The sequence below is a fragment of the Paraburkholderia sp. RL17-383-BIF-A genome, from assembly GCF_046028015.1.
Lineage (GTDB): Bacteria > Pseudomonadota > Gammaproteobacteria > Burkholderiales > Burkholderiaceae > Paraburkholderia.
Window position 1 is genome coordinate 31,114 of sequence record NZ_JARESR010000047.1, and the last position, 20,091, is coordinate 51,204.

A 20,091-nucleotide genomic window follows, 5' to 3' on the forward strand; every position below is an offset into this window, starting at 1 on the left:
GTGTCACATGCGCTTCGTACCGTGAGTTCAACTGCCGCTCGTTGAACCTCACGCGCCATGTCCGACATCCACGCAGTACCGCCGCACCCGATCCCCACACCCGATGCCGAAGCGACTGAAGCGCCCGTTCATCAGCATGGCGGCGCATCCGCCTTGCCAGACATGGGTGCGCCTCAGGGGCGGCCGCTAGTCGACGAAACGCTGCTGGGCAGGTTCAGCAACAAGCTCTCGCGTGCCGGCGCGCGGCTGCGCGCGAGCAAGTTCGATATCAGCACGGCGCTCTCGCAATCGAGCCAGCACGGCAAGCCATTTGCGCCGGCCGATTTCACCGCGAATGGCGCGCGCTATTCGGCCAAACCGGTGGTGGCGTCGAACGCGGCCGGGACTCCGCTGGCCAGGAGCGAACGGGAAATGCGCCAGGCGCTTGGCAAGACCGCGCGGTCTTCGTCATCCCCGGCGGCGAGCCTCGCTGCGGAGCATGCCAACGCAAACGCCGCAGCCACGGTCCCGCTCGACGCGACGGGCGGCGCGGCCGCGCTGAGCGACTACGTGGGCCGTCAATTGCCGGGCCCTGACCACGACCTGCTCGCGCAGGGCGAGCTTGCGCATCGGCTGGCCGCGTTGAGCGGCCCGCATGCCGCCACACAGACGCAACGCGGCGCATTGCTCGCGCAAGCGTTACACGGCGCGCAGATCGGCGATGCGCACAGCGCCAACGCGGTGCTCGATGCACTCGAACAGCTCGACTTCGCGCAGATGCACACGGCCCGCTCGACCACGCCGGCCGAAGCCGGCGCATGGCGAGTCGCGCGCACGCTGGCGCGCACCGACGCCGGTTTCGACGCGCTGAACCAGTTGCGCCATCACGGACAGGCGCCGCCCGGCGATGCGTCGACACAACTCGCCCAGCGGATGATGCTGCAAGCCGCCGACGCGCTCGATCCGCCTCTATACGGCGCAGGCCCGGCGCGGGACCCCGCGCCCGCCGCGGTCGCCGCGCGCTCGGCGCCCGTGGCCGCCACGCTGACGCATGACACCCCGCTCGCGTGGCAGGCTTACGACGCAGCGTCCACACTGGCCACGCAAGGCCGCGGCGCGCTGAGCGCGGACCAGAAAGGCGCGTTCTTCGCATGGCGTCAGAATTTTCGGGAAGACGGACGCGGCAGCGAGCTGTCACAGGCGCGCGAACGTCTGAACAAATTCTCAGCGAAGACGATCGACCGCGTCGGCGAAAACCGTTGGAAGACGTTCTTGCCGCGGCTCGCCGGCAAACGCAGCTCGCCATTGTCGGCACTGCGCTTCGGCACGCAAGGCGTGCCGCGCAAGACCATCGGCACTGAGCAGGGCAAGTTCGAAGAGGCCTTGCGTGAGTCGTTGCCGCCGCTGTGCGAGCGGCCCGAGATGCGCGCCGCGGCCGCGCTTTCGCACGCGCGCCCGGAACAGTCGATTGCCGAACTCGCGGCGCTGCATGTCTGGCTCGAAGCGGGCGGCTTTCCGAGTGGGAAGCTCGACGCCGATCAGTTGCACGAGGTCACCGAACGCGCGCAACAGCTGTGCGCCGAATTGCAAGCGCGCGACGTCGGCTCGCCCGCCACGCTCGCGCGCCTGCAAAACGAGACGACGCGCTGGGCCAACGCCGATCCGCATACGCTGGCGCGCAGCAAGCCGTTCCGGTCGATCGCGAAACAACCGTTCACTCTGGAGCGGCTCGCCGCGTGGGGCAAGGTCGCGAAGGTGCCTGCCGATTCGCCGTTCTGGGCCCACGTATCGAAACTGAAGGACCAGGCGCGGCCGCCTGCGCCGGCTGCCGATGCGGACAGCGTCGCCGCGGTCCGGCAAACGCTGAAGGACGTGGCGCACGATCTGCAATCGAGCTCGCGTCTGCGTCTTACCGACGGCCGCCGTATCGGTGTGAGCACGCGCGGGTTGTCGGCGAATCTCAGCAAGGTGCTGCACACCGGCGGCGTGCCGATCGCACCACGTGTCGATCTGCGCGCGTCGAAGAGCCGTGAAGCGGTGGTCGAGTTGAGCCGTGGCACGCACGGCGTCGAGATGTTCGTCGGCACCGCGAAAACGCAGGTGCGGCATGCCGGGGTCGGCGTGCTGGTGGGCTACGACATGGACGTCGGCTTGACCCAGTTGCGCGCCGGACTGACCACCCAGGCCGTGCTGCACTCGCAGGAATTGTCTGAGCCGAGCGGCGTGTCGCTGCGTGTCGCACGTCGCGTCAATCCGAACGGCACCGGCTACGATGACAATGCAATGCGCGAAAAACTCGAAGGCATCATCGATCATGTCTTCGACGAAGCGACCCAGGCGCACGGCGCCAACTCGGGTGGCTCGCGCGGCACCTGGGCCCGGCTCGCCGAACGCTATTTCGATGATCCCGATGTGTCGATCAGTTGGACCGACACGGTGGCGCGCACCGTCAAACGTGGCGCGTCCGCCGATCTTGGCCTCTCCGTCAGCGTGCCGAAGACCGGTTCGCCGTTTCGCGCCGGCGCCAACGTCGGTATCGGTTACGAGAAAACCGCACGACAGACGCTCGATTCGAACGAGCGAAGCGGGCGCGTGCAGGTCGAGCAACATCGCGTCGGCGCCGGCTCGCGTCTGATCGGACGGCTGAGCGGGACCGTCAGCGCGACGCAGCCCGTCGGCGCGAAAGAGTCGAGCGTGGGCGTCGGCATCGTCTCGCTCGACGCGCCGTCCGCGACCATGACGTTCAACGACGACAGCCGGCTCGCCAAAGTGCAACTGGTTCGCGAAGACGGTTCGCTGATGCATCGCGCGTGCTTACTGGACACCGAATACTCGAGCGCCGAAACCTACACGCGTGCGCTCGATGCGAGCCGTGACCAGTGGGTCGATCTGTTCACCGAGCAGGTGAACGCCGAACAGGAAGGCGAACGACAGGAGGCGCGATTGAATGGCAGACCCGAGCCGCAACAACCGCCGGCGCGCACGCTGGCGGAACAACGGCTCGACCGGCATCTTGGCGATGTGAAGGCGAACCGGCGACCGAACCAGACTTACTTTCACCGCTACCGATTGCGGCGTAGCGCGGCGAAACAACTCGACATGCTGGCGGCGATGTCGAAGCAATTACCGCCGGGCGAGGCGGTTGCAGGACGTGCGGAGATCGATGAAAAGGTGAACGGCATTCTGAACGAGCCAGCTTCGTGGATGCCCATTGAGCTTAAGGTCAAGGAGCGCACCACCAGCACGCGAAGTCCCGGTTTGAATTTCGCGCTGCAGTTGAATACGCAAACGAGCGCGACGGGAGACCGTGAGTTGTTTGCTGAGAGTATTCCGTTTGCACTGGTGGATCGGCTGGATAGTTGAGGTGCCGATGGCTCGCTTTACGTTGCGCGAGCTCATGCGGCGCGGAGCCGCTTGGGGATCGTTTGACTGGTCGTTTGACTTTTTTAGGCGCCGGCCAATGAAAAAGCCGCAGTGCCTTACGGCACTGCGGCTTTGATCTTTGGTCGGGGCGAGAGGATTTGAACCTCCGACCACCTGCACCCCATGCAGGTACGCTACCAGGCTGCGCTACGCCCCGAACAGCACAAAATTATAACAGACACTTCATTCGATTAGAACCGCCTTCTGCTAACAAAGGCGATTAGTGGCTCAGCAAATCGATCACGTGCAGCAATTCTTTACGCAACTGCTCGACATCCACCGAGGCCGTGGCAGCACCCGTGGTTGCCGCGGGCAACGTTGCGCCCTCGCCTTCCTCGAATACACTGGCCGGCGCAGCGTGCGCGCCACCGCCATGTGACTCGAGCCGGTTGCGCGCCCCGTTGATCGTAAAGCCCTGCTCGTACAACAACTCACGAATCCGCCGGATCAACAGCACCTCATGATGCTGATAGTACCGGCGATTGCCCCGCCGCTTGACCGGCCTCAACTGCGTGAACTCCTGTTCCCAGTAGCGCAACACATGCGGTTTCACACCGCATAGTTCGCTGACCTCACCAATCGTGAAGTAGCGCTTCGCCGGAATCGGAGGCAAGACGACTTTTTCGATCGTCGCTGTCATCGTCAGTTAGCCGTCGTGGTGGGTTGCGCGGGAACGCGCTAATCGATCAGCGCGTGAAGCTCGCTTCAGCGCCGTTCTCGACCAGCGCTTTCAGCTTTTGACTTGCATGGAACGTCACAACGCGGCGCGCGGCGATCGGAATCGCCTCGCCGGTCTTCGGGTTTCTGCCGGGACGCTGAGGTTTGTCACGCAACTGAAAGTTGCCGAACCCCGACAGCTTCACGCTGTCGCCGCTCTCCAACGCATCACGGATCACCTCGAAAAACGCTTCGACCATGTCTTTCGCTTCCCGCTTGTTGAGCCCGACATTGTCGAACAGCAACTCCGCGAGTTCCGCCTTGGTGAGTGTCGGCGTTTCAGCAGAAGCGACGGCGGGTGATGTCGGAATATCGCGAATCATGGCGCTGCGTTGCGCCGTAAGAAGGGCTTCGAAATCACTCGAGTTCATTTCATTCATATCTATCAAATGGCGCGCCAAGCAGAAAACAATGGATGCGGAAACAGCCGTGCAATTGTTAAATGCGGGTTATCCGCGCAACCGTGCGCCATATACTCGAGCAAGACGTTCCACCAGAGTTTGAATAGCCAGATCGACCGTTTCATCCTGAAGGGTTCCGCCAGTATCTTGCAAGGTCACACGGAACGCAAGGCTTTTCTCGTGAGCAGCCAAGCCACCGGAAGTGTTTGATTTTGGACGGAATTCGTCGAAAAGCGCAACCTTCTGAACCGTCTTGCAGGCGGGCTCGGACTGAGCATTCTGAAGCTCGTCCAGCAGTGCCTGAACCTCGATTTTCTGATCGACAACCACGGCAATATCACGACGCACCGGCGGGAATTTAGACACTTCCGACGGAGTGGGCAATACGCGCTGCATTAACGCCTCTGCTTCGATTTCAAACAGAATCGGTGCATGCGGCAAATCATATTTCTGCATCCAGCGCGGATGCAATTCGCCAATCCAGCCGACTGCGCGGCCATTCAATTCAATACGCGCGCTGCGTCCCGGATGCAATGCCGGATGTTCCGCTTTGACGAAACGCGCGACCGCCGGCGCCAGCACGGCTTCCAGATCGCCCTTCACGTCGAAGTAATCGACCGTGCGCGTCGGTGCGCCCCACTGCTCGTCGAGCGCAGGACCGTACGCGAGGCCGCCGATCATCTTGGGCTGTGCAAAGCCTTCAACCGTCAGTTCACCGGCCTTGATCGACGGATCGTGCAGGAACACGCGGCCGGCTTCGAACACGCGGACGCGATCCGCCGCGCGACGGTTCAGGTTCGTGCGCAGCACGTGGATCAAGCTGCCGAAGAGCGTAGTGCGCATCACCGACAACTGGCTTGCAATCGGATTCAGCAGACGTACCGGCTTGTCATTACCGGCGAAGTCCTGCTCCCACTCGGCGTCGACGAAACTGAAGTTCACCGTCTCCGCGTAATCGCGGGCGGCGAGCGCGTGACGGATCACGTGGATCGACCGCTGCGTTTCGTTGGTCGCGCGCATTTCGCTGGTCGCGACCGGCGGACGCGCCGGAATTTTCTCGAAGCCGTAAATACGCGCGACTTCTTCGATCAGGTCTTCTTCGATCTCGATATCGAAACGGTACGACGGCGGCATCACCGAGAACGTATCTTCACCTTGCTCGAACGACAGGCCGAGGCGCGTGAAAATCTGCGCGATTTCGTCCGCGCCGATTTTGATGCCGATGATGCGATTCGCGCGCGAGACGCGCATTGTGACGGGCTCGCGCTTCGGCACGTTGACGATCTGATCATCGACCGGGCCGGCTTCGCCGCCGCAGATGTCGAGGATGAGTTGCGTGATGCGTTCGATATGATCGACGGTAGTCGCGTAGTCCACGCCGCGCTCGAAGCGATGGCCGGCGTCGGTCGAGAAATTGTATTTGCGCGAGCGACCGCGAATGCTGTCGGGCCACCAGAACGCGGCTTCGAGATAGATGTTGGTGGTGTCGAGCGTGACGGCGGTGCTGTCGCCGCCCATGATGCCCGCGAGACTTTCGATGTGCTGCTCGTCCGCGATCACGCCGACGGTTTCATCGAGCTCCACCGTGTTGCCGTTCAGCAGCTTGAGCGTTTCGCCCTTGCGGCCCCAACGTACATCCATGCCGCCGTGGATCTTGTCGAGGTCGAACACATGCGACGGACGGCCCAACTCGAGCATCACGTAGTTCGAGATATCCACGAGTGCGGAAATGCTGCGCTGACCCGAACGCTCGAGTCGCTCCACCATCCATTGCGGCGACTTGGCTCGGGCATTCACGCCCCGAATGACTCGCCCCGAGAAACGGCCGCACAGATCGGGCGCCGAGATTTTGACGGGGAGCGTCTCGTTGAGCTTGACTTCAACCGGTTTGATGACGAGCGGGCGCAGCGGCGCACCGGTAATCGCCGAGGTCTCGCGCGCCACGCCGAATACCGAGAGGCAATCCGCCTTGTTCGGCGTCAGCTTGATCTCAAAAACGGTGTCGTCGAGATTGAGGGTTTCACGGATGTCCTGGCCGATCGGCGTATCTTCCGGCAGGATCATCAGGCCGCTATGATCTTCCGAGAGCTTGAGTTCGCGTGCCGAGCACAGCATGCCCTGGCTTTCCACGCCGCGCAGCTTCGAGAGCTTGATCGCGAACGGCGCGCCGCCCTCTTCAGCGGGCGGCAGTTGCGCGCCGACCAGCGCGACCGGCACCTTGATGCCCGGCGCCACATTCGGCGCACCGCACACGATGTTCAGCGTCGCGCCCGTGCCGGCGTCGACCTGACACACGTTGAGCTTGTCCGCGTCCGGGTGTTTGACGACTTCCAGCACCCGGCCGACGACGATCTTCGAGGTCGGCGGCGCTGCCGGCCGCAGGTCTTCGACTTCGAGACCCGCCATCGTCAACGCGTGCGACAGTTCGTCGGTCGTCAGTTGCGGATCGACAAAGGTTCTCAGCCAGGATTCCGGGAATTGCATGGTTCTGTGTACGTTCTGATCAGGTTAGGTCCACGTCCGGCAGCAGCTGGCGTGACTCGGTGTTCTGAGATTCATCGGGCCCTGCCGGGGACGCTGTGGCGGCTTGCACTGCGTGCATTGCCGCGCTCTATGCTTGTCGCGTTCGACCGAGCGGTTCAGGCGAATTGCCGCAGGAAACGCAGGTCGTTTTCGAAGAACAGACGCAGGTCTTGCACGCCGTAACGCAACATGGTGAGCCGCTCGAGGCCGCTTCCGAAAGCAAAGCCGATGTAACGCTCCGGGTCGAGGCCCATGTTGCGGATCACCGTGGGGTGAACCTGGCCCGAGCCCGAAATTTCGAGCCACTTGCCGGCGTTCTTGCCCGTTTCGAACAACATGTCGATCTCGGCCGACGGTTCGGTGAACGGGAAATACGACGGACGGAAACGCACGAGAATATCGTCGCGCTCGAAGAATTTTTTGAGAAAGTCGGTGTAGACACCCTTCAGATCCGCGAAGCTGATGTTCTCGTCGATCCACAGGCCTTCGACCTGGTTGAACATGGGCGAATGCGTTGCGTCGCTGTCCACACGGTACGTGCGGCCCGGCACGATCACCTTGATAGGCGGCGTGTTGGTGCGCGCGTAGCGAACCTGCATCGGGCTGGTGTGCGTGCGCAACAGCAGTTGGCGGCCGTCGGCATCTTTGCCGTCGACGTAGAAGGTGTCCTGCATGGAACGCGCCGGATGATTTTCCGGGCTGTTCAGCGAGGTGAAGTTGTACCAGTCGGTTTCGATTTCGGGGCCGTCGGCCACGTCGAAGCCAATAGTACGGAAAATCTGTTCGACGCGCTCCCACGTGCGCATCACCGGGTGCAGACTGCCTGCGCCGGTGCCGCGGCCCGGCAGCGTGACGTCGATGGCTTCAGCGGCAAGGCGCTGATTCAGCAGCGCGTCGGCCAGCGCCTGACGGCGGGCCGTCAACGCGGCTTCCACTTGTTGCTTGACGAGGTTGATCCGTGCGCCTTCGGTCTTGCGCGTTTCGGGATCGAGTTTGCCAAGGCCCTTCAATAGCTCGGTCAGCGCACCCGATTTGCCGAGAAAGCGGGCTTTCTCGTTCTCGAGGGTGGTGACGTCGGAGGCTTCTGCGAAGGCTTTTTGCGCGTCGGCGACAATCTGGTCCAGATCCATTGATCCCATCATTTCAACGTCAGTGTTCTATCGAAGCAAATCCGGTTCTACCAACAAAAACGGGGCTCGGTGAGGAGCCCCGTTTTTGCTGCAGCGTCACCGAGACTACCGGATGTTCGCTGCAACGAACCACGCAGTTTAATTGCCCAAAGCGCAATCAGGCTGCAACGGCGGCTTTCACCTGCTGAACGATCGCAGCAAAAGCAGCCTTGTCGAACACAGCCATGTCGGCCAGCACCTTGCGGTCGAGTTCGATCGAAGCCTTCTTCAGGCCGTTGATGAACACGCTGTACGTCATGTCGTGCTGACGCACCGCCGCGTTGATACGCGTGATCCACAATGCACGGAACACACGCTTCTTGTTGCGGCGATCGCGGTAGGCGTATTGGCCTGCGCGCATGACCGCCTGCTTGGCGATGCGATAGACGTTATTGCGACGGCCGCGGTAACCCTTGGCCAGCTTGATGATCTTCTTGTGACGGGCCCGTGCGGTAACCCCACGTTTTACTCGAGGCATGTTTCGCTCCTATGAGTTTCGGTTAAGGGTTAAGCGAACGGCAGCATTGCGCGCACGGAGTTCAGATCGGAATCATGAACTGCCGTCGAACCGCGCAGATGGCGTTTGTTCTTGGTGGTCTTCTTGGTAAGAATGTGGCGCTTGAAGGCTTGACCGCGCTTGACGGTACCGCCCGGACGCACCACGAAGCGCTTTGCAGCACTCTTCTTGGTCTTCATCTTCGGCATGACAACTCCATTATTAGATGGATATGGGTGTGCGGTCGGCCAGTTGGCCATTACCCGCCCTTCGAAACCCACTCCACTTGGTATGCAGACCGCCTGAACAGCCGGCAGCCGCTTTTCAGGAAGCGGCGTGCATTGATTTGCACACGCGCCGTTCCGAAACCTGCCGATACCGCACCGGACACCCGGTGCCGCACCGTTTAAATCTTTCACAACCGAAGCGCACGCCACATGGCGTGCCGCTGCTTCAGCCGGTTACTTCTTTTTCTTCGGAGCGAGCACCATGATCATCTGGCGCCCTTCCATTTTCGGCATCTGCTCGACCTGACCGACTTCGTCGAGGTCCGTGCGCAGGCGCTCGAGCATGCGCATACCGATTTCCTGGTGAGCCATTTCGCGGCCACGGAAACGCAACGTGATTTTCGTCTTGTCGCCGTCGTCGAGGAAGCGGATGAGGTTGCGCAGCTTGACGTTGTAATCGCCGTCGTCCGTGCCCGGGCGGAATTTAACTTCCTTGACCTGGACGATCTTCTGCTTCAGCTTGGCCTCGTGTTGCTTCTTCGCTTCCGAGTACTTGAACTTGCCGTAGTCCATCAAGCGGCAAACCGGCGGGACCGCTTGCGGAGCGATTTCGACCAGATCCACGTCTTGCTGTTCCGACATGCGGAACGCATCGGCGAGTTTCACGATGCCGAGCGGTTCGTTCTCGACGCCGACCAGACGCACCTCGGGTGCCGTAATTTCACCGTTGATGCGGTGCGCAGACTTATCAGTAGCGATGTTACGTTTCCTCTAAAAATTAAAAAAACGAGCCGGGCTGCCAAGTGGCTCAGTTGAACGACTGCACGTCCTGGCGCAGACGCTCAATGAAGGTGTCGAGGGGCATCACGCCCATATCGACACCACCACGGGCACGCACGGCTACCGTTTGGGCTTCACGCTCTTTGTCGCCGACCACAAGCAGGTACGGCACCTTTTCCAGCGTGTGCTCGCGTATTTTATAGCTAATCTTCTCGTTGCGCAAATCGGCCTCCACTCTAACCCCTTGTTTTTGCAACGATTGGGCTAGAGCTTGCGCATATTCGGTCTGACTTTCGGCGATATTCATCACCACGACCTGCATTGGCGCAAGCCAGGCAGGCATTGCCCCAGCATGGTGCTCGATCAGGATACCGAGGAAACGCTCCATTGATCCGACGATTGCCCGGTGCAGCATGATCGGACGGCGGCGGCTGTTGTCTTCGGCAACGTATTCCGCACCCAGACGCTCCGGCAGAACCATATCGAGCTGCAGCGTGCCGCATTGCCACGAACGGCCGAGCGCGTCCTTGATGTGATATTCGACCTTCGGGCCGTAGAACGCGCCCTCGCCGGGCAATTCTTCCCACGTTACGCCGCAGGCCGTCAGCGCTTCGCGCAAACCCTGCTCCGCACGATCCCATGTCTCGTCCGTGCCAGCGCGCGCGTCCGGGCGCAGCGACAACTTGATCTCGACATTGTCGAAGCCAAAGTCTTTGTAGACGCTCATTGCCAGCGTATTGAACGCGATCGATTCGCTGATGAACTGGTCTTCGGTACAGAAAATGTGTGCGTCGTCCTGCACGAAACCGCGCACGCGCATCAGACCATGCAGCGCACCCGACGATTCATTGCGATGGCACGAGCCGAATTCCGCGTAACGCAGCGGCAGATCGCGATACGAACGCAGACCGTGGTTGAACACCTGCACGTGACCCGGGCAGTTCATCGGCTTGATTGCGTAGTCACGCTTCTCAGATTCCGTCGTGAACATGTTTTCACGATAGTTCTGCCAGTGGCCCGACGCCTCCCAGAGCGAGCGGTCCATGATCATCGGCGTCTTGATTTCGAGGTAGCCCGCGTCGTTCACGCGACGGCGCATGTACTGCTCGACCTGCTGCCACAACGTCCAGCCGCGCGGATGCCAGAACACCATGCCCGGCGACTCGTCCTGCATGTGGAACAGATCGAGTTGTTTGCCGAGCTTGCGGTGGTCGCGCTTTTCCGCCTCTTCGAGCATGTGCAGATACGCTTCCTGATCTTCCTTCTTCGTCCAGGCCGTACCGTAGATCCGCTGCAACTGTTCGTTCTTCGAATCGCCGCGCCAGTAGGCGCCCGCCACCTTCATCAGCTTGAAAACTTTCAACTTGCCGGTGGACGGCACGTGCGGGCCGCGGCACAGATCCGTGAAGCCGCCATGCGAGTACAGCTTGATTTCGTCGGTAGCGGGAATCGATTCGATGATCTCAGCCTTGTACTTTTCGCCGATGCTCTTGAAGTAGTCCACCGCTTCGTCGCGCGACACCGCGCGGCGCGAAACCGGCTCGTCTTTCTTCGCGAGTTCCTGCATGCGCTTTTCGATCTTCTCGAGATCTTCCGGCGTGAAGGGGCGGTTGTACGCGAAGTCGTAGTAAAAGCCGTTGTCGATCACCGGACCGATCGTGACCTGCGCTTCCGGGTACAGATCCTTCACCGCGTACGCGAGCAAATGCGCCGCGGAGTGACGGATGATATCGAGTCCGTCTGCGTCTTTCTCGGTGACGATGGCGAGCGCCACGTCGTGATCGATCAGCGCGGACGTATCGACCAACTCACCGTCGATCTTGCCGCCGAGCGCGGCCTTCGCGAGGCCGGGGCCGATCGAGGCGGCCACTTCGGCGACGGTCACCGGATGCTCGTACTGTCGAACAGAACCGTCAGGCAGACGTATCGAAACCATTGCGTTCTCCGTGGTGCCGACCGGCGGCGGCACATACAACCAGGTGAAAAAGCCCAAAAAAAATGCGGCCCCGCTTTCGAGGGGCCGCATTCACATTTCCTACAAACTACATTGGCGAAAGTGGTCCTCGACTAGCGTCGCTCCGAAGTGGTTTCGGTCAACGTTCGCGGTGTCATAACCGTATTCGCCTTTTGCGCCAAAGGCGCTTACTGCAGCTTGCGAAACCCCGGCAAAACCGGAATTTCTCTTTCGTTGGTAGGCTCGATTGGACTCGAACCAACGACCCCCACCATGTCAAGGTGGTGCTCTAACCAGCTGAGCTACGAGCCTGAAGAAACGAGATTATATGGAGCCCCACACCGCTTGGCAAGTACTTTTATGCGCCGACTTTAAATATTGACTCGCGAATTCGTGCGCGCCCACGGAATACCCCCTCCAAGATGCACCGTCTCGAACATGTATCAACTCTTGCGCGATGCGCGCACCACACCCGTCACTTCACCGAGCAGCGTACAGGCGCGCTGAATCTGTGCGGCGCTCGACACCTCGACGGTGAATTGCATGAACGCAGCGTTACGGCGCGTCTGCGTCTTCACGCCGATCACGTTCATCTTTTCGCGCGCGAACACTTCGGAAATATCGCGCAGCAAGCCCTGCCGATCCGTCGCGTCGATCGAAAGATCGACCGGATAGACCGACTGGCCGCGCCCACTCATCACCTCGGCCGACCACGCCGTTTGCAACACCCGCTCGGGCGCGCGCTCGGCCATGCGCAGGAACGTCGCGCAATCGCTGCGGTGAATCGACATGCCCTTGCCGCGCGTGACGAAGCCGCAGATATCGTCGGGCGGAGCCGGCCGGCAACAGCGCGCGAGTTGCGTGAGCAACGCGTCGACACCGACCACCAGCACGCCGGTGGACGCGCCGCGCGCCACGCTCGCGCCACTACTGCGCTTTTCGAATTGCTCGGGCGCCTCGACCACGGGTTCCGGCGGAGGCGCATCGTGCAGCGCCTGCTCGACGAGCCGCAAACTGAATTCTTCTTTGCCCACCACCGAGAACAGGTCGTCGGTGGTCTTGAAACCAAGCTTGGCCGCGAGCTGATCGAGATTGACCGACGTTTTGCCCTCGCGCTGCAAGGTCTTTTCGACCATCGCCCGGCCGCTCGCGATGTGCTCCTGGACTTCCACCGCGTTGAACCACGCACGCACTTTTTGCCGCGCGCGCGGACTTTGCAGATAGCCGAGTTGCGGGTTCAGCCAGTCGCGCGACGGACCGCCCTCCTTGACCGCAACGATCTCGACCGTCTGACCGTTCTGCAGGGGCGTGTTGAGCGGCACCATCGCGCCATCCACGCGTGCGCCACGGCAGCGATGCCCCAGTTCGCTATGCAGGTGATACGCGAAGTCGACGGGCGTTGCGCCGTGCGGCAACGGAATCACCCGCGCCTGAGGCGTCAGCACGTAGATGTGGTCGTCGTCGAGCGTGGCCTGACGCAGTTGCTCCCACGGCTGCGCCGCGCGCTTCTCGCCGTGCTCGCCCTCGGAGACTTCGTCTTTCCACGCGAGCAATTGGCGCAGCCATGCAATCTTCTCGTCGTACTTCTCGTTGGCGGCGAACTGGCCGGCGTATCCGCGCGTGCCCGCTTCCTTGTAACGCCAGTGCGCGGCCACGCCGTATTCGGCGAACTGATGCATTTCCTGCGTACGTATCTGCACTTCGAACGCGCGACCGTCGTCGCCGATCACGACCGTGTGCAGCGACTTGTAGCCGTTCGGCTTCGGCCGCGAGATGTAATCGTCGAACTCTTTGGGCACCGGTTGCCACAGGTTGTGCACGATGCCGAGCACCGTGTAGCAATCCTTGATGTCCGGCACGATCACGCGAAATGCGCGCACGTCGTACAGCTCGGCGAAGTCCAGTTCCTTGCCGCGCATCTTGCGCCAGATGCTGTAGATGTGTTTCGGCCTGCCGCTCACCTCTGCGCGAATATGCGCGGCGGCCAATTCCCTTTGCAGGCGTTCGATAGCCTGCGCGACATAGCTTTCGCGTTCGACGCGTTTTTCGTCGAGCAGCTTGGCGATGCGCTTATAGGTAACCGGCTCTTCGAAGCGCAGCGCGAGGTCCTCGAGCTCCCACTTCAGTTGCCAGATGCCCAGACGGTTGGCGAGCGGCGCATAGATATCGAGCGTCTCGCGCGCCACGTCCGGCGAGGGGGTGATCTTCGCCGCCGCGTAATAGCGCAACGATTGCAGGCGCGATGCAAGCCGGATCAGCACCACCCGAATATCCTGCGCGAACGCGAGCAGCATCTTGCGCAGCGCCTCGACCTGCGCGCGCCGTGCGGCCTGGGCGTCGCGCCCGGCTTCGGGCATGGCATTCTGAGCGGCGCGCAAGCTCACCGTGCCAAGGCGCAGCAGCTTGCGCACGTCGCCGACCAGTTGCGCGACTTCTTCGCCGAAGTTGTCGGCGATCACGCGCTCCGGGTCTTGCAGATGCGGCGTCAGCGCAAACAGAGCCGCCGCCAGCACCGCCGGCGGATCGACATTGAGCTTGCGCATGATCGACGCCGTACCCGCCGCGTGATCCGCCAGCATTTCGCCCGATGAGAGCCGCACCTCGCCCGCATGTTCACGCACGAACGCCATCGCCTCGTCGAAAGAAGGGAGAGGGTTCGGTGTGCTCGTAACGATTTCGGTATTCATGGTGCGATGGCCCACCGGGCCAAACGAATCAACGGAATTTCAACAACACATAGCGGATTAGCTACGCTGCGCAGCAACCGCGACGACTTCGACGAGGCACTTCGGATTGGCGAGCTTCGCTTCGACCGTAGCGCGCGGCGGCGTGGCGCCTTGTGCGACCCACTCGTCCCACACGGCGTTCATGCCGGCAAAATGCGCCATGTCCGAGATGAAGATCTGCACCGACAGCAAATGCGACTTGTCGCTGTTCACTTCGCCCAGCAAACGGTCGATGTGGCCAAGCACTTCGCGCGTCTGGCCCGTGATGTCCTGATCCGCGTCTTCGGCGATCTGACCCGCGAGGTACACCGTACCGTTGTGAACGGCGATTTCCGAGAGGCGCTTGCCGACGTGGTGACGAATGACTGCCATGTAGGATCCTGAAGTTGGTTGAAAGTTGATCGGAGATGCGTTCCGCATCGCGCCCCGTCTGGGAGCGCCGGGCGGAACTGCATATTATGACGCGTCAGCGGCCGGTCCGATAAAGAACTGCCTCGCAATGTCGATCTGATCGGCCGACAGGAACGCCGGCGCATGCCCGACGCCCGCAATCTCCGCGCTCGATACGGCGCGTCCGGTCTCGACCATCTTCGCGACGGTTTCACGCGAGAGCAAATCAGATTGCTCGCCGCGCACCACCAGCACGGGCCCCTGGAAAGCGGCCAGCGAATGCCAGAGCGCGGCCTCGCCGAGTTTGGCGGCTTCCTCGGTGGTCGCGGTGAAGGGCTGCGCGATACGCGGGTCGTAACGGAACAGCCACTTGCCGTCCTGTTCGTGCAGAAGCGGCGTGTTGATCTCGCGCCATTCTTCCGGCGTGAGCGGGCCGAAAGTCTGCGCGAGCAACGCGGCGTAGTCGATGCCTTGCTGCAGCGTTTCGAACAGCACGGGCTTGCCGAGATAGTCGCCGATGCGCTTCACCGCAGCTGGCTCCAGATGCGGACCGACGTCGTTCAACAGCATCTTGCGAATCGGCGTTTCCGGCAGGCCGGCCAGCGCGAGTCCGATCAGGCCGCCCATCGAGGTGCCGAACCAATCGACCGTTTCGACATTCAGGCGCGCGATCAACGTGACCATGTCGGCGACGTATTGCGGCACGACATAGAAGTTGGGGTTGGCGAGCCACGATGACAAGCCCCGCCCGGCGACATCCGGACAAACCACGCGGTAAGTGCCGGCAAACTCTTCGGCCAGGCGGTCGAAATCGCGCCCTGAACGGGTCAGGCCGTGTACGCACAGCAGCACCCGCGGATTGGCCGGGTCGCCCCACTCCGTATAGGCGATGCGGTGCAAGCCGCCGGCGCTCGCGCACTGCACATAGCGTTGACGCGGCGCGGGCCGCCCGGCGGTGGAAACGGACGTGGTTGCGGTCATCTGGGTTCCTTGCAAAAGCGCTGCGGGTTCGGCCTGGGCGTAGCAGGATCGATAAGCATCCAATCTTCAAACGATTGTAAACCGCTTTGCCGCGCGGCAAGAGTCGGCCGGACGGCATAGGACAACTCAGAGCGGCTACGGGCCAGACAAACAAAAGCGGGCGAGACTCACGCCTCGCCCGCCTGGGAACCACCTTGCCGCCTCCTGCCGCGAGGGCAAGCCCAACGGCCTATCCAACAGCTGCAGACCGCTTCAGAGGGCCTGACAACAGCCAGCCTTTCAGCTCACCGCGCTTACATCGAGCGGCGCACCCGTCTTCGCCTTGATTTCCTCGACGCTCACGCCCGGCGCCAGCTCCGTCACCTTCAGACCGTCTTCCGTGATTTCGATCACGCCGAGGTCGGTGATGATCTGATCGACCACACCCACGCCCGTGAGCGGCAGCGTGCATTCTTCGAGAATCTTGTGCTGGTCGCCCTTCGCGACGTGCTCCATCAGCACGACCACGCGCTTGACGCCCGCGACCAGATCCATCGCGCCGCCCATGCCCTTGATCATCTTGCCCGGGATCATCCAGTTGGCCAGATCGCCCTTCTTGCTGATCTGCATCGCGCCCAGAATCGCCAGGTTGATGTGGCCGCCGCGAATCATCGCGAACGAATCCGCCGACGAGAAAATCGACGAGCCCGGCAGCGTGGTCACCGTCTGCTTGCCGGCGTTGATGAGGTCGGCGTCCACTTCCTCTTCGGTCGGCGACGGGCCGATGCCGAGCAGGCCGTTTTCCGACTGCAGCCACACTTCGACGCCCGCCGGCACGTGATTGGCCACCAGCGTCGGCAAGCCGATGCCGAGGTTCACATAGAAGCCGTCCTGCAATTCCTTCGCCGCGCGCGCGGCCATTTCGTCACGAGTCCATGCCATGATCAGTCTCCTTTCGCGCGGACGACGCGTTGTTCGATGCGTTTTTCCGGATGCGCATTGAGCACGATGCGCTGCACGAAGATGCCTGGCGTATGGATCGCGTCCGGATCGAGTTCGCCCACTTCGACGATTTCTTCGACTTCCGCGACGGTGATCTTGCCGGCCATCGCGCACATCGGGTTGAAGTTGCGCGCGGTGCGGCGGTAGATCAGGTTGCCCGACTTGTCGGCTTTCCACGCCTTGACCAGCGCGACGTCGGCCGTCAGCGAGTGTTCTAGCACGTAGTGGTTTTCGCCGAACTGGCGGGTTTCCTTGCCTTCGGCGATCAGCGTGCCGTAGCCGGTATTGGTGAAGAACGCCGGAATGCCCGAACCGCCCGCGCGCAGCTTCTCGGCGAGCGTGCCTTGCGGCGTGAATTCGAGCTCGAGTTCGCCGGCCAGATACTGGCGTTCGAACTCCTTGTTCTCGCCGACATACGACGAGATCATCTTCTTGACCTGACGCGTTTCGAGCAGCAGACCGAGGCCGAAACCGTCGACGCCCGCGTTGTTGCTGATGCAGGTGATGCCCTGCACCTTCGAATCGCGCAGCGCGCCGATCAGCGCCTCAGGAATGCCGCACAGCCCAAAGCCGCCGACGGCAAACGTCTGCCCGTCCTTGACGATGTCTTTCAGCGCCTCGGCGGCGCCTGGATAGACTTTGTTCATCAGTTTGTCCCTTCCTTTATGGAAACCCGAATCCGGATCTTTACAGCCCGTATGACGTTCCGCGGGCTCGAGCCCGACACGTCATTCTAGTCATCCCCGGCGGCCTGTGCGGTCAGGTTTCCCTGCGCGCCGCGCAAACGCCCGCCGCGGACGGCTTGGCCGCGTTATCGTGTGGTCGAAAGAGTACGCTGCGCGCGCCATGCGGCACAATACGCAAAAATACATAAGTACTTGCCGCCAGCCCATGCCCGCACTGGATTACCAAACCGCGTTCCACCTCGCTCCGATCGGACTCGTGCTGTCGCGCGAACGGACTATCGAAGACTGCAATGACGAACTCGCGTCGATTTTCGGCTGCACGCGCGAGTCGCTGCTCGGCCAGTCGTTCCAGGTGCTGTATCCGTCCACAGATGAATTCGAGCGGATCGGCGCGCGGATTCCGCCGATCATGACTGCACAAGGCAGTTACGCGGACGACCGCATCATGAAGCGGGCCAACGGCGAACTGTTCTGGTGCCACGTGACGGGCCGCGCGCAGGAACGCGCCGACGCGCACGCCGCGGGTGTCTGGACCTTCGAGGACTTGAGCGCGACGCGGCGCGTGGCGGTCGAACTGACACCGCGCGAGCGCGAAATCGCCGCGCAGCTGGTGACGGGGAAAACCAGCAAGCAGATCGGCCGCGTGCTGGATATCAGCCCGCGCACGGTGGATGTCTACCGGGCGCGGCTGATGCGTAAATACGATACGGGTAACGCGACGGAGCTATTGCAGCGCCTGCTCGGACATTGAAAAGAGGCGCTGACGGATGCGCGCCGGGATTCGCGCTATCGCCGCTCAGGCCGCCTTGACCAAAACAGCGCGCTCGATGGTCGCGCGCAGCAGATCAGGCACGGGCACCGACTTGCCGGCCGCATAATCGATCCATACGCAGCGCGCTGCGCCGCGGGCATACACGGTGTTCGGGTCATCCGCTCGCACGAGTTCAAACCCCGTGTCGAAACTGCTGCGGCCGGGCGTGGCCACCGTCATCCGGCCGATCACGTCGCCCGGATAATGCAGTTGCTTGAGAAACTCCATCGATGCATTGACGATCACCGGCCCCTGTCCGTCGGCATTGCTGCCGGCCAGACCCAACTGCTCGAACCAGGAAATCCGCACCTGCTCCATGTAGCGGAAATAGACCGTGTTGTTCACATGGCCGAAGGCGTCCATGTCGCCCCAGCGGATCGGCATCGACATCTCAAAAACAGCGTGAAAATCGCTCATCGCACTTCTTTATCGGGTTGAAACGAGGTTGAAGCCGGTACGCAGGCCGGCACAGAGAGAAACAGCAACATAGCGTGCGCGCTCATGAGGCGCCAAGGCCAGAGCGCGTAAAACAGTTTCTTCGAACGGGCGCTAATCCGGCCCGCGCGGCTCGACATACGGGGGCCGGCAGCGCCGGTTTGCGCTCAGGAGAGCCCGAATCCGTCATCGGCCGCAATCACCGAGCCATTGATGAACTGCGATTCGTCGGCCGCCAGCAGCAGCAGGAGCCCGTCCAGGTCGTCCGGCTTGCCGACGCGATGGCGCGGCAGCATCGACACGAGCTTTTGCCCTTGCTCCGTCGACCAGTGATGGTGGTTGATCTCGGTGTCGATATAGCCGGGACAGATCGCGTTCACGTTGATGCCGTGCTTGCCCCACTCCAGCGCCATGGCTTTGGTCATATGCACGACGGCCGCCTTGCTGATCGCGTACAGGCCGATCTGCGGCAATACGCGCAAGCCCGCCATAGACGCGATATTGATGATCCGGTACGACGGCTTCTGCGCGCTGTTGCCGCGCATGATCATGCGTTTGGCGACTTCCTGCGCGACGAAAAACGCGCCGCGTGTGTTGGTATCGAACACGTACTCGAAGTCGGCGGGCGTGACCTCGGAGAGCTTTTGCGTGGTGGACACGCCCGAATTGTTCACCAGGATGTCGATCGTGCCAGCCTCGGTTTCCGCATGCGCGACGGCCGACTTGATGCTCTGATAATCGGTCACGTCGAGCGACACGACGTGGGCCGCGCCGCCGGACGCCTCGATCTCGGCGCGCAATTCCTTCAGACGCTCGGTTCGCCGGCTCGCCAGCACGACCTTGGCGCCCGCTTGCGACAACACTTGAGCAAAGCGCTTTCCCAACCCGCTCGAGGCGCCGGTGATCAGCGCAACCTTGCCTTCCAGATTAATCGAACGGCCCATTGTCGTTCCTTGTTCGGTTGTTATTACAGATGCGGTTGACAGGTGCGGTAAGACCGTCAAAAGCAGGCCGATACCGTATCACGTAAATAGAACGATCGTGCTAATGTCTGCTCATCTGGTTGCAGTGCGGGAGTGCATCGCCCACAATACGAACCCGAAAAAAGCATTCTAACGGTAAGAGGAGCATCAATGACCCCCGCAAGTCTCATTGAGCAGTACGGCCCGCGCGAGTCGATGGAATACGACGTCGTGATCGTCGGCGGCGGCCCGGCCGGCCTGTCCGCGGCGATTCGCCTGAAGCAGCTGGCGGCGGAAAAAGGCGTCGAGATTGGCGTGTGCGTACTGGAAAAAGGCTCGGAGATCGGGGCGCATATCCTCTCGGGCGCGGTCATGGATCCGCGCGCCATGACCGAGCTGATTCCGGACTGGAAGGAAAAAGGCGCTCCGCTGACCGTGGATGTGACCGAA

General features: G+C 61.9%; 18 protein-coding genes and 2 tRNA genes. 3 read left to right on the plus strand and 17 right to left on the minus strand.

Annotated features, from left to right (window positions below; genetic code table 11):
* Positions 1-57 precede the first annotated feature (57 nt).
* Positions 58-3,342, plus strand: a complete 3,285-nt coding sequence (locus P0D71_RS33340; RefSeq protein WP_408483650.1) for an autotransporter — start codon at positions 58-60, stop codon at positions 3,340-3,342.
* A gap of 140 nt (positions 3,343-3,482) precedes the next feature.
* On the opposite strand, the gene P0D71_RS33345 is transcribed toward P0D71_RS33340, so the two are convergent.
* From P0D71_RS33345 to P0D71_RS33415, 15 genes are all read right to left on the minus strand, one after another.
* Positions 3,483-3,559 (minus strand) — tRNA-Pro (locus P0D71_RS33345).
* 63 nt (positions 3,560-3,622) lie between these two features.
* Positions 3,623-4,042 carry a MerR family transcriptional regulator gene (locus P0D71_RS33350; RefSeq protein WP_091792688.1) on the minus strand — a complete coding sequence of 140 codons (420 nt, stop codon included), beginning with the start codon at positions 4,040-4,042 and terminating at the stop codon, positions 3,623-3,625.
* 46 nt (positions 4,043-4,088) lie between these two features.
* Positions 4,089-4,499: an integration host factor subunit alpha gene (locus tag P0D71_RS33355; protein WP_091792687.1), complete on the minus strand. Its 411-nt coding sequence runs from the start codon at positions 4,497-4,499 to the stop codon at positions 4,089-4,091.
* A 69-nt stretch (positions 4,500-4,568) separates the two neighbouring features.
* Positions 4,569-7,004, minus strand: coding sequence for a phenylalanine--tRNA ligase subunit beta (gene pheT, locus P0D71_RS33360; RefSeq protein ID WP_408185792.1), 2,436 nt, complete (start codon positions 7,002-7,004; stop codon positions 4,569-4,571).
* Between the two features lie 155 nt (positions 7,005-7,159).
* Positions 7,160-8,173 carry a phenylalanine--tRNA ligase subunit alpha gene (pheS, locus tag P0D71_RS33365; protein WP_007181117.1) on the minus strand — a complete coding sequence of 338 codons (1,014 nt, stop codon included), beginning with the start codon at positions 8,171-8,173 and terminating at the stop codon, positions 7,160-7,162.
* A gap of 157 nt (positions 8,174-8,330) precedes the next feature.
* Positions 8,331-8,690, minus strand: a complete 360-nt coding sequence (gene rplT, locus P0D71_RS33370) for a 50S ribosomal protein L20 (RefSeq protein WP_006052502.1) — start codon at positions 8,688-8,690, stop codon at positions 8,331-8,333.
* A 29-nt stretch (positions 8,691-8,719) separates the two neighbouring features.
* On the minus strand, positions 8,720-8,917 hold the full coding sequence (gene rpmI / locus P0D71_RS33375; RefSeq protein WP_006052501.1) for a 50S ribosomal protein L35: 198 nt from the start codon (positions 8,915-8,917) through the stop codon (positions 8,720-8,722).
* 252 nt (positions 8,918-9,169) lie between these two features.
* Positions 9,170-9,694, minus strand: a complete 525-nt coding sequence (gene infC / locus P0D71_RS33380) for a translation initiation factor IF-3 (RefSeq protein ID WP_074263967.1) — start codon at positions 9,692-9,694, stop codon at positions 9,170-9,172.
* Positions 9,695-9,743: 49 nt separating this feature from the next.
* The gene (gene thrS / locus P0D71_RS33385) at positions 9,744-11,651 is read right to left on the minus strand and encodes a threonine--tRNA ligase (RefSeq protein ID WP_408468823.1); all 1,908 of its coding nucleotides are present in this window, start codon (positions 11,649-11,651) and stop codon (positions 9,744-9,746) included.
* A 253-nt stretch (positions 11,652-11,904) separates the two neighbouring features.
* Positions 11,905-11,981: transfer RNA gene (locus P0D71_RS33390), tRNA-Val, on the minus strand.
* Positions 11,982-12,112: 131 nt separating this feature from the next.
* Complete coding sequence (locus tag P0D71_RS33395; RefSeq protein ID WP_408185791.1) at positions 12,113-14,356, minus strand: RelA/SpoT family protein; 2,244 nt, start codon at positions 14,354-14,356, stop codon at positions 12,113-12,115.
* Between the two features lie 57 nt (positions 14,357-14,413).
* A complete protein-coding gene (locus P0D71_RS33400) occupies positions 14,414-14,767 on the minus strand; it encodes a RidA family protein (protein WP_091792683.1) in 354 nt (117 codons plus the stop codon).
* Between the two features lie 84 nt (positions 14,768-14,851).
* Positions 14,852-15,766 carry an alpha/beta fold hydrolase gene (locus P0D71_RS33405; protein WP_408300442.1) on the minus strand — a complete coding sequence of 305 codons (915 nt, stop codon included), beginning with the start codon at positions 15,764-15,766 and terminating at the stop codon, positions 14,852-14,854.
* Between the two features lie 279 nt (positions 15,767-16,045).
* Positions 16,046-16,687, minus strand: a complete 642-nt coding sequence (locus P0D71_RS33410; protein WP_007181111.1) for a CoA transferase subunit B — start codon at positions 16,685-16,687, stop codon at positions 16,046-16,048.
* A gap of 2 nt (positions 16,688-16,689) precedes the next feature.
* Positions 16,690-17,394, minus strand: a complete 705-nt coding sequence (locus tag P0D71_RS33415) for a CoA transferase subunit A (RefSeq protein WP_028200192.1) — start codon at positions 17,392-17,394, stop codon at positions 16,690-16,692.
* A 244-nt stretch (positions 17,395-17,638) separates the two neighbouring features.
* Between P0D71_RS33415 and P0D71_RS33420 the strand changes: the two genes are divergently transcribed.
* Positions 17,639-18,184: a LuxR C-terminal-related transcriptional regulator gene (locus P0D71_RS33420; RefSeq protein WP_408185789.1), complete on the plus strand. Its 546-nt coding sequence runs from the start codon at positions 17,639-17,641 to the stop codon at positions 18,182-18,184.
* A 45-nt stretch (positions 18,185-18,229) separates the two neighbouring features.
* Here P0D71_RS33420 and P0D71_RS33425 read toward each other — a convergent pair whose 3' ends face one another.
* Both P0D71_RS33425 and P0D71_RS33430 read right to left on the minus strand, forming a co-directional pair.
* On the minus strand, positions 18,230-18,661 hold the full coding sequence (locus P0D71_RS33425; protein ID WP_091792679.1) for an acyl-CoA thioesterase: 432 nt from the start codon (positions 18,659-18,661) through the stop codon (positions 18,230-18,232).
* 185 nt (positions 18,662-18,846) lie between these two features.
* A complete protein-coding gene (locus tag P0D71_RS33430) occupies positions 18,847-19,623 on the minus strand; it encodes an SDR family oxidoreductase (protein WP_091792678.1) in 777 nt (258 codons plus the stop codon).
* 189 nt (positions 19,624-19,812) lie between these two features.
* Here P0D71_RS33430 and P0D71_RS33435 point away from each other — a divergent pair.
* A partial coding sequence (locus P0D71_RS33435) for an NAD(P)/FAD-dependent oxidoreductase (RefSeq protein ID WP_408483651.1) occupies positions 19,813-20,091 on the plus strand: 279 nt, incomplete at its 3' end.

What these genes read in the sequence shown, in the direction of transcription:
- rpmI (WP_006052501.1), bottom strand. Translation starts at nt 8,917, where the DNA reads ATGCCGAAGATGAAGACCAAGAAGAGTGCTGCAAAGCGCTTCGTGGTG.
- P0D71_RS33340 (WP_408483650.1), top strand. Translation starts at nt 58, where the DNA reads ATGTCCGACATCCACGCAGTACCGCCGCACCCGATCCCCACACCCGAT.
- pheS (WP_007181117.1), bottom strand. Translation starts at nt 8,173, where the DNA reads ATGGATCTGGACCAGATTGTCGCCGACGCGCAAAAAGCCTTCGCAGAA.
- P0D71_RS33395 (WP_408185791.1), bottom strand. Translation starts at nt 14,356, where the DNA reads ATGAATACCGAAATCGTTACGAGCACACCGAACCCTCTCCCTTCTTTC.
- rplT (WP_006052502.1), bottom strand. Translation starts at nt 8,690, where the DNA reads ATGCCTCGAGTAAAACGTGGGGTTACCGCACGGGCCCGTCACAAGAAG.
- P0D71_RS33415 (WP_028200192.1), bottom strand. Translation starts at nt 17,394, where the DNA reads ATGAACAAAGTCTATCCAGGCGCCGCCGAGGCGCTGAAAGACATCGTC.
- P0D71_RS33410 (WP_007181111.1), bottom strand. Translation starts at nt 16,687, where the DNA reads ATGGCATGGACTCGTGACGAAATGGCCGCGCGCGCGGCGAAGGAATTG.
- P0D71_RS33355 (WP_091792687.1), bottom strand. Translation starts at nt 4,499, where the DNA reads ATGAATGAAATGAACTCGAGTGATTTCGAAGCCCTTCTTACGGCGCAA.
- thrS (WP_408468823.1), bottom strand. Translation starts at nt 11,651, where the DNA reads ATGGTTTCGATACGTCTGCCTGACGGTTCTGTTCGACAGTACGAGCAT.
- P0D71_RS33420 (WP_408185789.1), top strand. Translation starts at nt 17,639, where the DNA reads ATGCCCGCACTGGATTACCAAACCGCGTTCCACCTCGCTCCGATCGGA.
- P0D71_RS33400 (WP_091792683.1), bottom strand. Translation starts at nt 14,767, where the DNA reads ATGGCAGTCATTCGTCACCACGTCGGCAAGCGCCTCTCGGAAATCGCC.
- pheT (WP_408185792.1), bottom strand. Translation starts at nt 7,004, where the DNA reads ATGCAATTCCCGGAATCCTGGCTGAGAACCTTTGTCGATCCGCAACTG.
- P0D71_RS33430 (WP_091792678.1), bottom strand. Translation starts at nt 19,623, where the DNA reads ATGGGCCGTTCGATTAATCTGGAAGGCAAGGTTGCGCTGATCACCGGC.
- P0D71_RS33405 (WP_408300442.1), bottom strand. Translation starts at nt 15,766, where the DNA reads ATGACCGCAACCACGTCCGTTTCCACCGCCGGGCGGCCCGCGCCGCGT.
- P0D71_RS33425 (WP_091792679.1), bottom strand. Translation starts at nt 18,661, where the DNA reads ATGAGCGATTTTCACGCTGTTTTTGAGATGTCGATGCCGATCCGCTGG.
- P0D71_RS33350 (WP_091792688.1), bottom strand. Translation starts at nt 4,042, where the DNA reads ATGACAGCGACGATCGAAAAAGTCGTCTTGCCTCCGATTCCGGCGAAG.